11 protein-coding genes and 1 riboswitch are annotated in these 13,046 nt (G+C 42.9%); of the genes, 3 read left to right on the forward strand and 8 right to left on the reverse strand.

Going from position 1 to position 13,046, the window contains the following annotated elements; translation table 11 throughout:
* Positions 1-178: 178 nt before the first annotated feature.
* Entirely contained in the window at positions 179-478 is a 300-nt protein-coding gene (locus QUB20_RS21420; protein ID WP_333056974.1) for a ferredoxin, read from the reverse strand.
* Between the two features lie 527 nt (positions 479-1,005).
* Here QUB20_RS21420 and QUB20_RS21425 point away from each other — a divergent pair.
* Positions 1,006-2,043, forward strand: a complete 1,038-nt coding sequence (locus QUB20_RS21425; RefSeq protein WP_333249342.1) for a Gfo/Idh/MocA family oxidoreductase — start codon at positions 1,006-1,008, stop codon at positions 2,041-2,043.
* 65 nt (positions 2,044-2,108) lie between these two features.
* On the opposite strand, the gene QUB20_RS21430 is transcribed toward QUB20_RS21425, so the two are convergent.
* Positions 2,109-2,711 (reverse strand): glutathione S-transferase family protein, encoded by a 603-nt coding sequence (locus tag QUB20_RS21430; RefSeq protein WP_333249340.1) that lies wholly within the window; start codon positions 2,709-2,711, stop codon positions 2,109-2,111.
* Between the two features lie 259 nt (positions 2,712-2,970).
* Positions 2,971-3,059, forward strand: a riboswitch (Fluoride riboswitch).
* Between the two features lie 91 nt (positions 3,060-3,150).
* Between QUB20_RS21430 and QUB20_RS21435 the strand changes: the two genes are divergently transcribed.
* Both QUB20_RS21435 and QUB20_RS21440 read left to right on the forward strand, forming a co-directional pair.
* On the forward strand, positions 3,151-4,776 hold the full coding sequence (locus QUB20_RS21435; protein WP_333249338.1) for a cation:proton antiporter: 1,626 nt from the start codon (positions 3,151-3,153) through the stop codon (positions 4,774-4,776).
* A gap of 291 nt (positions 4,777-5,067) precedes the next feature.
* A complete protein-coding gene (locus tag QUB20_RS21440) occupies positions 5,068-5,253 on the forward strand; it encodes a hypothetical protein (RefSeq protein WP_333249336.1) in 186 nt (61 codons plus the stop codon).
* A 262-nt stretch (positions 5,254-5,515) separates the two neighbouring features.
* On the opposite strand, the gene QUB20_RS21445 is transcribed toward QUB20_RS21440, so the two are convergent.
* The 6 genes from QUB20_RS21445 to QUB20_RS21470 form a co-directional block, all read right to left on the reverse strand.
* The gene (locus QUB20_RS21445) at positions 5,516-7,237 is read right to left on the reverse strand and encodes a mechanosensitive ion channel domain-containing protein (protein WP_333291636.1); all 1,722 of its coding nucleotides are present in this window, start codon (positions 7,235-7,237) and stop codon (positions 5,516-5,518) included.
* A complete protein-coding gene (locus QUB20_RS21450; protein WP_333249332.1) occupies positions 7,212-8,324 on the reverse strand; it encodes a mechanosensitive ion channel domain-containing protein in 1,113 nt (370 codons plus the stop codon). Before QUB20_RS21450 ends, QUB20_RS21445 begins: the two co-directional genes overlap by 26 nt.
* Positions 8,325-8,494: 170 nt before the next feature.
* Positions 8,495-9,448 (reverse strand): polyphosphate kinase 2 family protein, encoded by a 954-nt coding sequence (locus tag QUB20_RS21455; protein ID WP_333249330.1) that lies wholly within the window; start codon positions 9,446-9,448, stop codon positions 8,495-8,497.
* Between the two features lie 746 nt (positions 9,449-10,194).
* On the reverse strand, positions 10,195-11,004 hold the full coding sequence (locus QUB20_RS21460; protein ID WP_333249328.1) for a glucose 1-dehydrogenase: 810 nt from the start codon (positions 11,002-11,004) through the stop codon (positions 10,195-10,197).
* Positions 11,005-11,070: 66 nt separating this feature from the next.
* Entirely contained in the window at positions 11,071-12,132 is a 1,062-nt protein-coding gene (locus tag QUB20_RS21465; RefSeq protein ID WP_333249326.1) for an AI-2E family transporter, read from the reverse strand.
* Between the two features lie 86 nt (positions 12,133-12,218).
* Positions 12,219-12,491 carry a hypothetical protein gene (locus QUB20_RS21470; protein ID WP_333240397.1) on the reverse strand — a complete coding sequence of 91 codons (273 nt, stop codon included), beginning with the start codon at positions 12,489-12,491 and terminating at the stop codon, positions 12,219-12,221.
* Positions 12,492-13,046 lie beyond the last annotated feature (555 nt).

Here is a 13,046-nt window from a genome sequence, read left to right on the forward strand (position 1 = left end):
GGCCAGCTATCTGCTCAAACAGCTACGAATTCATAGATGGGAGTGAGAGACTGCTGGCGGCTTTGTTGCAGTGTTAGACACCGAAACCCGGTTTCTTAAAATAATTGCCGTATTTCAGCTTCTTAATTCTGGAAACGAGCAACCGGGTTTCTTAGGGTATCACGCAGAGCGTCCTTTCTTAGTAGAGCTCTTCTTCTTTGTGAGTTTCGATCGTACAGTCAGACTTGGGATAGGCGACGCAGGTGAGGACAAATCCAGCTTCGATTTGGTCGTCGTCCAAGAAAGATTGGTCGGATTGGTCAACTTCGCCTTTGGTAATTTTGCCGGCGCAGGTGGAGCAAGCTCCAGCGCGGCAAGAGTAGGGGAGGTCGAGTCCTGCTTCTTCAGCAGCATCAAGAATGTAAGTATCGTCATCAACGTCAATGGTCTGGTTAATTCCTTCGGCTTCGCTGATGAGGGTAACTTTGTAAGTTGCCATGCACTAAATCCTCTCAAAAATTCAACAAGATTGATAATTTTTCCTAATGCAACCTTCAAGGCTCTATTAGCTTTGAGGTTAGGTATTAGGTTCGTTCCCTCTATGATATTAGGGGATATAAGGGAGGTTGACACACTTATTTACAAAACATTTGAATGGGATTAGTTATAACTTTTTCTAATTTCATCTTGATTACTTATACCTATCTTGGGTTCAGCCTTGTGATACTGTTGCCGCAAGACTTGCGCGAATTAATCCGGTTTCTAGGAAAAATCCTGTTTTGAGCCCTACAGCACAAAAACCGGGTTGTGGGTATGCGGTGTGTCGATCGAGTTTCAGCAAGACTTGCTGCAAGGCAAGTCCCAGCAGGCGGTGAAATGTATAGTTAGATCGACATCAAGACTTGGGTGTTGAAGGCTCGATCGAATAAATCGCACCACAACCACAGCTTAAAATCGGGGCGATAGAACCCCTAAAGCCCTGCACCGCAAGTCTGTAACTATCTAAAATCTTAAATCTCAAATCCCATGACTAATATTGATACTCGCTTTGGTTTCTCGCTTAATTCTCCAATTCGCGTGGGGATTGTGGGTACTGGTTTTGCCGCTAAGTTGAGGGCCGAGACAATTAAAGCTGATGGGCGATCGAACTTGGTAGCAGTTGCGGGCCACTCCCCGGAAAAAACCGCAGCCTTTTGTCAAGGGTTCGGGGCAGAAGCTGCGGTTTCCTGGCGCAAGCTGGTAGAAAGAGACGATTTAGATTTGGTGATTGTCTGTACGGTGAATCGGGATCACGGGGCGATCGTCCTGGCCGCCCTAGAAAATAACAAGCACGTTGTGGTGGAATATCCTCTATCTTTAGACGTATCTGAAGCAGAAAGGGCGATCGAACTTGCAGCCCAAAAGCAAAAACTCCTCCACATCGAACACATCGAACTCTTAGGCGGTTTGCACTCCTCAATCAAAGAATCTTTGCCCTTAATCGGTAAAGTTTTTTACGCCCGCTACATTACTATTACTCCTCAACATCCAGCGCCGCAGCGGTGGACTTATCAACATTCCCTCTTTGGGTTTCCGTTAGTTGGTGCAATTTCGCGACTGCACCGATTTACTGATTTGTTCGGGGAAGTGGCAAGCGTTAACTGTCAAGCTCAATTTTGGGACAGTCAACCGGATTTCTACAAAGCTTGTTTGTGCAACGCACAGTTGCGCTTTGCCAATGGCGTTGTCGCTGAAGCTGTTTATGGAAAAGGAGAGACTTTTTGGCAGTCAGAAAACATTTTTACCATCTACGGTGAAGCAGGAACGCTGGTTTTTACTCCTGAATCCGGTCAATTAATTCAGGGAGAAAATCGGCGCAACATCAAAGTAGGAACGCGGCGCGGTTTGTTTGCCAAAGACACCGATATGGTGTTGGAATATTTGTCAAAGGGTACGCCTCTGTACGTGAATACTGCCAGTAGTTTGTACGCTTTGAAGGTGGCAGATGCTGCGAGGCGATCGAGCGAAACTGGGCAAAATATAGCGATTGGTAATTTACCATCGGACATGATAAGTTTGCAGTAAGGCATTCAGTCCTCAGTTGATGCTTTTAGTCAATTAGGATTCTTCGTGCTTACTACGAACAACTTTTATTTATGTGCGATGCTAATATATCGAGGTTGATTTTTTACTCGCTCGATCCAAGTTTGAATTGCCGGAAATCTGGTTAAATCAAATCCGCCTTCCCCAGCAACGTGAGTATAAGCAAATAAACCGATGTCAGCAATAGTATAGCGATCGCCTACAAAAAAAGCATGGTTTGCTAAATGCTGTTCCATCACCCCCAAAGCAGCATAACCCGGTGCTTGTTTTTGTTTAAGTGCTTCTTGATATTCTTCAGCTTTACCTGTCAAATACCAAAAACGAGAAGTAGCAATAAAAGGTTCGTGGCTGTACTGTTCAAAGAATAACCACTGCATGACTTGAGCGCGTTCAAATTTATCACTGGGGAAAAACTCTGTTCCTTCGCTCAAATAAAACATAATTGCATTTGATTCAAATAGAAAATTATCCGGTTCTATTTCTAAAACAGGAATACGCCCGTTAGGATTTTTAATCAAAAATTCAGTAGTTCGGCTTTCTCCTTTTAGAATATCAATTTCCCGTCGCTCGAAGGGAATGTTAAGCTGAGTTAAAAGCAAGCGGATTTTGTAGCAATTTCCAGAGGGAGAATATTCGTAAAGTTTCAACATGAGTATTTTTTTAGATACCGCAAAGAAGACTGAATACGCAAAGTTAAGAAAGAAAGAGAAGTTCACAACTTATTATTGTAGCATTTGGGGGCAAGAGCAGCATTGCTACGTTCAGAAGTAATATGGGTTAGGTGCAACCCAGAGCACCCTAAATTCATCAATATTGGAGAATCAATGAAATTATACTGGAAAAATCCTCCCTTAAATAGCGTTCCCCCTGGGCACGGAAATGGAATATCAGCTTCAATAGTGGTATAAAAGTAATGATGGCGATGGAGCTCGCCGAAACCGCCCTTCGTTATTAATAATCTTCATAACGTTTAAAAGGCTGATGGCTCCTACTGTTCCGACTTGTGGCGGAAGGGTAGGATGGTGCGGATGCCTCGATCGATCTTTCCCCTACAAGTCACCTTCATCGATTCAAATTTAAGGTGGCGTGATGTTAGAAAGTATGATCTGGATTTTATTAATGGGCTTTTTTGTCGGGCAGATTGCTCGACGGCTGAAAGCTCCAGCACTCGTAGGTATGGTGCTGGTGGGCATTTTATTAGGCCCGCAACTGGGGAATGTCATTAGCCCAGAGGTTTTGGGCGCAGCGAATTCCCTTCGTACCATAGCCGTGATGGTGATTTTGATGAAGGCGGGGTTAGGACTTGATCGCGAAAAGCTATCCCAACAGGGAACCGTGGCGCTGCGATTAGGCTTTCTACCTGCTGCTTGCGAGGCCATCGCCATTGCTGTCGCTGCGATGTGGCTACTTCAGTTTGATTTTTTGACGGGGCTACTGCTAGGCTGCATCATTGGCGCGGAATCTCCAGCAGTAATTGTTCCCGGAATGCTGCGGTTAAAAAGTCTAGGTTGGGGAGTAAAAAAAGGAATTCCCGATGCCATTCTGACGGGAAGTGCCTTGTCAGATGTATTGCTTTTGCTGGTGTTTAGCCTACTGCTAGCGTTTCTGTCCCAAGGGAAAGCTACAGCCATTACCTTACTGGGAGGAATCACCCTCAGCCCTCTGCAATTGCTGCCATTTCAAATCATCATCCAAATTACCTTGGGGGTGCTTTTGGGATGGGTGACTGCTCGAATTTTGGTGTCACTATTAGTCAAGCAAAACTGGACTCAAACTGCGGTTCAGGACTCCCTAGTCGCTGCTGGCTTTGCCCTAGGGCTGGTAGTATCAGCAGAACATATTCCGGTTTTTTCTGGCTATTTGGCTGTCATGGCGGCGGGGTTTTTCCTGATTGAGTTGGATGCGCCTTTAGCACGAAGATTGCGGGGTGGTTTTGATAGTTTGTGGACGATCGCGGAAATTATTTTGTTTGTGCTGCTGGGAGCAAGTATTCAACTTAATGTATTAGGCAATACCTTACTGGTTGGTTTGCTGGTGTTGGCGATCGGGACTCTGATTGGGCGATCGCTCGGTTGGTATCTTTCCACTTTAGGTAGTAATTGGACTGGGAAAGAACGGCTGTTTTTGCTAGCAGGAAATTCGGCTAAGGCAACGGTGCAAGCGGCGATTGGGGCGATTCCTCTAGCTCAGGGGATTGCTGGTGGCGAGACGATTTTGGCGATCGCAGCCCTCTCAATTTTAGTAACAGCTCCCTTGGGTGCATGGGCAATTCCCACTTTTGCTCCCAAACTATTAGAAAAAGGCGAAGTTGACCCGACCAAAGTAGCTATTTCCGGTCGTCCAATTTTTCTCGCTGCAGTAGACGCTTCCCCTCTCACAACAGATGTTTTAACTAAGGCCGCAGACTTAGCTAGGCGCAGTGATGGGGATGTGATTGTTTTGTATGTGGATAATCTGGGAAATAAAAGCAAAAAATTACAATTACAAGAACAAGCACAACGACTCTTATCAGATATTCGCTATGAGTTCCTGAGTCTTTCTGGTACAGTTCCAGAAGAGATTGTCCGCGTGGCGCAAGCTCGGCAAGTAACAGATATTGTGATCGGGAAACGAGGGCATCAACCTTGGGAAGAAATGCTAGTAGGTTCGGTTTCTCAAGCCGTCTTAGAAACCAGTCCTATTCCTGTCATTCTAGTGGAATGTAGTCATAAGTAGAAGGAAGCAGCAAGCAGCAAGAAGGATTTACTTAAGTTACCTATTAGACCTCTTGCAAAAATAACTAGGACGGGCAAGATGCCCATCCCACAATAGTTATTTTTTCTTGTGGGATGGGCATCTTGCCCGTCCAATAAATTTATGAAAAGGACTTTTGCAAGAGGTCTATTGTAGGCAGTCCAAATTTATAAAAAAGGAGCGTTTTTGATGAACATGTTCCTCAATTTCAGCAGTTGATCGCCTTGCCCCAACTCCTATCAAATCCGTTAGCATCGGAATAGTAAATTCGAGTTGACTGTTGACTGTTCACTGTCAACAGTCAACAGTCAACATTATTCCGGTTTAACCGGAAATGATATCACATGGTTGCCTAAAATTCGCGATCGCGCTCTGTTTGATGCGTCTGGTTACGTTTCAGCGATCGAGCCATTGAAACTCTGTGAGCAAGATTTTCAGCAATTTAGTCAGCAAGGGTAGGATGCTCAGGAGTTATTTGAAACGCCCCCAGGAACTACTTCGGAATTGGGGATTTCTTGAGATTGACTGAAAGCATCCAGGATACAAGCCCCCGGATTCATCCGTCCAGAAATAAAAAACCTGTATCCGATAAATGAACCCCCGAATTTATCCGTGGGGTCAATGCTTCAATTCTTTAATCTAAAATCTAAAATCTAAAATCTAAAATCGATTGACTACCCCTCAAAACAGTTGCTTTAAGTTGAACACTCCACAACAATAATCAAATTGTAATCGGGGACTGCACATAAACTGTAGGGTCTTCCATCGTAAAGACAATCCCATGAATCGAGAGGGATTTGGCAATTTTAGCCCTTGCCAACTCTAGTAGACGTTTACGCACTTCAATCGCATTATCTTGAGAACCTAAAATTGCAAAACTAACCCTTAATCTTTTTCCTGTTCCATCAGCCTGAGAGATATTTGTGCTGTTAGTATCAATCCCTGATAGGTAAGCGGTTTTTTCCATGATCACTTGTTGTACTAGGGCATATTCTCGTTCCCCTAAAACACTAGCAAAGTCCATATAAAATAACACCATGATTTTTTTGGCAAGAGTAACGTTTTCAATTTCTACACTTACAAGGATGGAATTGGGCATCACAATAATTGTGCCAGTGCCAAGGGAACGGATTTTGGTTGATCGCAAACCAATACTTTCTACTTTCCCTAATTCTCCACCTGGTAAGCGGATGTAGTCACCAGTAACAAAAGGACGATCAAGATATAAAACTAAAGTCGCAATCAGTTGTTCGAGAATTTTTTGAGCAGCAAAGGCGACGGCTAAACCCACCAACCCCAAACTTGCCACCAATCCAATCAAGTCAAAGTTGAGGCTGCTGGCAAAGGCAACTAAAGCTGCAATAAAGATCAAGATATGAATAATGGTCTCAAACACTAGAATGGCATCATCACTACTAGGGCTAAATTTGCCGCCCAACTTGAATCCGTAGGTACGCAGGTAGCGGCTACTTAGTTTTACTGATAACCAATATAAGCTTCCAATTAAAAATAGATTGATAATCGGGTTTAAGAGATTATAAACGACTGGTACTAATGGTTCTAATAAGCTCACAGACCAACTGATACAAATACTGAGAACTGCAAATTCCAAAAGGCGATCGCTCGGTTGAACAATTTCTATATAGATAGTTTCTAGGGCGTGGGGAGCTAGTTTTTTAAGCGCTAATTTTACTAAATCTGTAGCGTAGTGGCTAAATACAAAAGAAACTCCTATTGCTCCAAAAAAGAGCAGCCACTGGGGCTGAGAAAATGGGGAAAGAAACTGATAGCGTAGACTGCGTAAGATGGGAAACCACTCGGAACTGACTATGGCGATCGCACCCCAGCTAAAACTAAAAAAAATCTTGCTGAAAATTCCAGTTTGAAACTTAAATATTCTGGTTGCTAGTCCCAAAAAAAGCCGCACTACGATCAGCGCTGCGATTACGCTCAAAATCCATAGACTTCTCTGCCAAATATATTGGGGAGTGCGTTCTTTTTTAGCTTTGGCGATCGCTGTTTCTAGAATAGCCCGCCATTGATTAGCTTGTTGAGTTCGAGAAAACCCTGGCAGAACATCATTTGCTGTAACGGTGAGAAGGTAGTTATTATTTAAGGAAATAGAAGTAGCGCTGGTACTATCATCATTCCGCACATCAAAAGTTATGGATTGATCATTAGCGATCGCCTCCTTGAGAATATTATTAGCAAATTGGGTGCGCTCCTTTGCTGTAAATCGCTCCACAGCTTGCAAATTAAAAAGGGGAATCCCATCAACAACCACCGGAGCACTGCCATTAACAAAACCCTGACTAAAATTTTGAGCAGGATTTTGAGCAAAACTCATGGGAGTAAACACCAACAAACAACCCACTAAAAATAAGCTAGTCAGTTTAATTGCTCGCCTAATTACTTGTTTAGATAGAAATTGGCGCATCCACATAAATCGTTGGTTGGTTAAGGATAAAAGAAATATCATGTTTGTGAAGTTGCTTGGTAATTTTTTGGGTTGCCAAATCCAGCAATTGTCGTCTTAGTTCCATGGATAACTCATTAGAACCCAGAATAAAAAAGGAAACTTGAGCCTGATTTTCACTAAAAGAAACCTCTGTACTACGCCAATCTAAACCAAAAATATCCATAGTACAGTCCATCACAATTTGGCGGATCAATGCTTGCTCATCGGCAGATATTGATTTAAGAAACTCAAGTACCATTACAGACATGACTTTCTTTGCACCTGAAAAATTTTCAATGGTAGCTTGGGTAAGCGCATTATTCGGAATAATTGTGAGCGTGCCTTTACCAGAAGTGCGAATTTTGGTTGATCTTAAGCCGATACTTTCTACTTTACCAAAAGTACCTTGCTTACCCGTAGGCCCATCCGATAAGCCGATATAGTCACCCACAGTAAACGGACGATCGAGGGTTAAGACAATCCCCCCCAAAAATTGCTCTAAAGTCTTTTGAGCCGCAAAGGCAATGGCAATACCTCCAATCCCCAAACTGGCAACTATGCCGACAACGTTGATGTTATGGCTAATACAAAAAACTAAAATTAACGTTACAGCGATCGCAAAGTCTCCAAAATACCGAATTAAGAAGATTGACTCGCCTTTAACTTTGGGGTTTGACTCAAAAGTTACTCCTAAAATTGTGGTGTTAAAAAATTCTCTAAATAGTCTTGACAGCATCCAGCCGCTAAGTATAGTGATGCCAATACTCAGGCAAAACTCGATTAAACTAAGCGATTTACTTTGAGGAATTAGAAGTAACATTACTTCCATTGCTGAAAAAGTTAGTAACACCAAAACTATGTTTTTTGAGCCAACCACTACACGAATATAAGTTTGGGTTAATAATTCTGGAGCGAACCAACTTAACGGTAATTTTAAGATGGAAAAGAGCGCAATTCCCGCTAATGCAGTCACCACTCCTGCTACCAAAATAGAGCTGATTTGCCCTAAGCCATCGCCATTATTTAAAACCAGTTCGGAGGCTAGATAAAGCGGATTAATTGTTTCTGTCATAGCAAAGTTTAATTATTCAAGTTTCGCGTTGGTTCAAAGTCGGAATCTCGCGCCATAACACTTGCCTTAAACGTAGTGGGCGAACCACTTAGACTGGTCAACTAGGCAATTTCTGTGCCCGCACCGTATCGGTAATCCGCTCGGTGCCGGGTGATTGACCGTTACCTTAATTACTCGCTCTCAAGAACTAGCTTTGCTTGCAAAAGTTCTTGACGCTTTTCTTCGCTCACACTGGGATACTCAAGGTTCAGTTCCTTCAACTTAGTGTAAATGATGCCAGCTACTACAAGACGAGTGAACCATTTGCGATCGGCTGGGATAATGTACCAAGGAGCATAGTCCGTACTGGTGTGATTAAACATATCTTCATATACCGCCATGTACTCATCCCAAAAAGTACGATCTTTAGCATCATCAACAGAAAATTTCCAGTTTTTTTCAGGACGATTGATCCGTTCTAAAAAACGTTCTCGCTGCTCTTCCTTAGACACATTGAGAAAAAACTTGAGGATGATCGTCCCGTTATTGACTAATTGCTTCTCGAAGTTGTTGATTTCTTGAAAGCGCCGCTCCCAAATATCCTTGTCGATTAAACTAGGTGGAATTGGTCGCTGTTCTAGGATTTCTGGATGAACTCGTGTCACCAAGATTTCTTCATAATAAGATCGATTGAAAATTCCAATCCGTCCTCGTTCTGGTAGGGCTTTGGAACAACGCCATAAATAGTCATGATTTAACTCTTCTGTCGATGGCGCTTGGAAGCTATGCACTTGACATCCTTGGGGATTGATTCCTGACATTACGTGTTTGATCGTACTGTCTTTACCAGCAGCATCCATTGCTTGAAAAATGATTAGTACAGCATGGGTTTTTTGGGCATACAGAATATCTTGATATTCTGCTAAAGCTTTAATACCTTCCTTTAATTGACTTTTAGCTTTCGACTTCTTTAGATGATTGGCTTTGTAAGCTGGGTCATAGTCTTTTGTTAGAGAAATTCCTCGCTCTGATGGCACAATAATTTGCTGCTTTGGTGGAACAATAAAAGGACGAATCAACTCGTCAAGATTTTTGAGCGGAAATGGATTCAATGATGGATCATTTTGGCTATGTTTATCGGTCATACTTTTAACTCTCCAATGTTAAGGTAAATAGACTTGTTCTGACGGGATTCTATCAAATCAATCTGTTAGCATCGGAATTTTTTATATCTCTATTCTCGACCTCTGCGTGAATCAGCGTCCATCCATTGTCATCTTCGGTTAAGCTGTTGTGCATTTAAATTGTATGTTGAGGGCGGGCAAGATGCCCAACCCCTACTCCCCACAAAAGTGAAAATTTATCTTACCCTGCAATTTAAATGCGGATTAGCTTAATACCTTCTCTTTTTTTTACCGCAGATACAGGTAGATAAACACAGATTAACGCAGATGAATTATATAAATTCCGGTTGCACCATCCGTGATTGTTGACTGTTGACTCGATTTTACGCCCGAAGATGCTACCGGATTTGGTATTAATCATGCCAACGAACGGGACTTGACAACATTGTATTAATTGGGTCGTTTTACACACTTAATAACAACGGCAAACCCAAACCAGCTACAATGTATTCCAAGTTTATGAAGTAGAATACCTGCTTTAATTCGTCTCATGTGATAGCTCACAAGATACCACTACTTGACATCTTGGCAGTCTAACTCCTCCGCAATGCCTTCCGGGCTGCCACGTTCAATCATGTCTGCATGACACCTTAGTGCGGTTTAGTCTAGTGTCCGGTGAGTAAAGAAAGCGATCGCCCAAACAAATCCGTTTTTAGGTAAAATGACAGCGATCGCCTATTTCCTCCAAATAGTTTCTCCAAATTAATTTAGGCAGACCAAGCTTCGCGAAAGTCAGCATAGAGGGTCAATCCACCATCAATATAGAGCGTTTGCCCCGTAATATAAGCCGCTTCATCTGATACGAGAAAGGCAACAGATGCTGCCATTTCCTCCGATGTGCCTGCCCGTCCCATTGGGATATGGCTTTCCACTACTGCCTTTTGTTCTGGATCGTCCGTCCAGCTTTCATTAATCGGTGTAATCGTTGCACCGGGCGCAATAGCATTGACGCGGATGCCTCGGTTTGCGTATTCCAACGCTAGGGTTTTAGTCAGATTCCCCATGCCGCCTTTGCTGATGGAATAGCTGATATACATCGGGCGAGGAATGATTTCATGCACACTCGAAATATTGATAATCACCCCAGGGCGTTGCTCACTCAATAGGTGCTTAATGGTTTCCCGCGCACAGAGATATGCACCTCGCAAATTCACCGCAATCACGCGATCGAATTCATCCGTTGGAACTTCATGGGATGCGGTTTCTGTTTGAATCCCAGCGTTATTAATCAGGATATCGATATGACCGAACTGTTCCACAACCTGATTCACCATTTGCACGATGTCCTCTTCTTTAGAAACATCACCTTGAATCAGCAGCGTTTCAACCCCGCATTCTGCTGCCTGGCCACAGGCTTTTTGCATGGCCATTTCTTCAGTATCTTCTGCCTCTTCTAAGCTTTTGCGATAGTTAACGGCAATGTTGCAACCTTCTTGGGCGAGACGAATGGCGATCGCCTGCCCAATGCCTGAACTCGCTCCAGTAATGAGTGCATTTTTTCCCTTTAAACCTTTCATAATTGCTCTCCCAGAGATTCACAACAAAATATCTTAACCGAAACCTTAAGCCAACTGGCTTCTACATCAACCAGAAGGTTGTTCTGTCTTTTCCCCACGCATTTCATCAATATCCAGGATGCCGATCGCCACCCCCGCGATCGGGATCGACAGAAAAACTCCGACCAATCCAGCGACTCGCGCCCCTACTAATAGCGCAAAGAACATAATGACTGGATTTATATTAATGGAGCCTTGCATAATACGGGGCATGAGTAAGTTTTCTTCAACCTGCTGTAAGACAATGCAACCCACTAAAACTTTCAAACTGAGCAGAATTCCTTGAGGCAGAATAATCAGGCAGACGAGGCTAATCCCAATCGTTGCGCCAATACCGGGAATCAGGTCAAATGCGCCTGCGATTGCTGCCATGACCAGTGCATAGGGAATATCCAGCAAAATAAACACCAGAAAGGTAGAGATGCCGAAGAAGATTGATAATAGCAACCGACCCCAAAAGAAACCCAGAAAATTCTTTTGGATTGCCCTGGTCAAATCATCGCGTAAGCCGGCTGGAAACAACCTCACAATCATATTCCATAGTCGTCTACCATCTAGGAGCATAAAGAAGCCAACCACCGCAATCACAATCACATCTAGCAAGTTTAATAACACATTTTGCAGTGTGGAAAAACCCATGCCAATGATGCCGAGGGCTTGTTCGCGCAGTTGTGTCTCAAAGGTGCTGAAATCGACCGTAATATTGCGCTTTTGCAGAAATGATTGGAGTGCTTCCAACAGTGCGATCGCCGACTCTAAAAATTGAGGAGCCTGTTGCAATAACTGCTGTGCTTGGGAAAGGATAGCTAATCCTAGCGTTGCCATTAACCCACCTAAAATCAACAAGGCAAGTAAAAACACCAGCACAACCGCTACCCAACGAGGGATGAAACGAGATACAAATTTGACTGGGTAGTTTAGCAGAAAGGCGAGAATAGCTGCAAAAATAAAAACAATCAGAACCGTTTCAAAATATGCCAACACCTGCACGATCGCCCAGCCCAGCGCAAATAGTAGCAGATAGCGTATAAGTTGAGCATTGTTCAGGTGTTCCCAGATCCGATTGGTGTTAATTTTTGGATTGTCCATTACAGCCTGTCAACCTCTCCACCGTTCCTCATTCGCCTGATTAAAGGTTTTGCTATACCTTCTTGATTTGATTTATGCTGACCTAATTATTGAAGTTTCCCTGCAATTATACCAACAAGCACAATCAGACCTAATGCTCTACGAAAGTAATTAACGCCTTGAAATAATTCTTCCCAAGCCCAAGTAAACAAAGAGCCAAAGGCTACTAGATCCAACCCTAAATTAATTTTACCTGTTGTAACAATGAGCGTTAATAAACTAGCTACAATTCCGACACTCAGTGGTAGATTTGGCATCTGAGCTATAACAATTTGGCCTTCGCTGTCGCGAAATGTGCGATCGAACAATGTGTTTTCCATGAGTTTCTCGTGTCAATGTAATAAATAGAACCAGGTTAACATTCAATACAGCGGGCTTTTTGGGAACAATACTACAAGCTTTAGAGGGCAAGCAGAATAAAAAAGTCGAATTTAATGTCGCGTCAGGAGTCGAGATGACATTGATTTAATTATCCACACTGTCTCAAAATCTTAGAAAATTAGCCATGGGAGCAGAGAAAAACCTGCCGCACTATTGAACAGTGCAATATAGGATTTATCCTGGATCAAGTTTTTTTGAATTCCCTGTCATGAATTTATTAGGCTTGTTTTTCCCATCATTTTAAAAATCTATTATTTGAGTGATTAGAGGGTATTATTATAGTAAATTTCAAAAAACCAAAAATCATCTCTCGCTTGGAAGAGTTTAGAGTAAAAGGTGATCTATAATTGGACAGACATCATCGTTTCTCTAGTATCGCATCGAGAGCGATCGACCTCATGCTCAAATCCAAGGTTAGGAGCGCGAATTAAATAACTTACAATTTTAATTGTTATTGTGGGATGGGCGTCCCGCCCGTCCAAAAAGGACGGGCG

The sequence above is a fragment of the Microcoleus sp. B4-C2 genome, assembly GCF_036705265.1.
In the GTDB taxonomy this organism is placed as follows: Bacteria; Cyanobacteriota; Cyanobacteriia; order Cyanobacteriales; family Microcoleaceae; genus Microcoleus.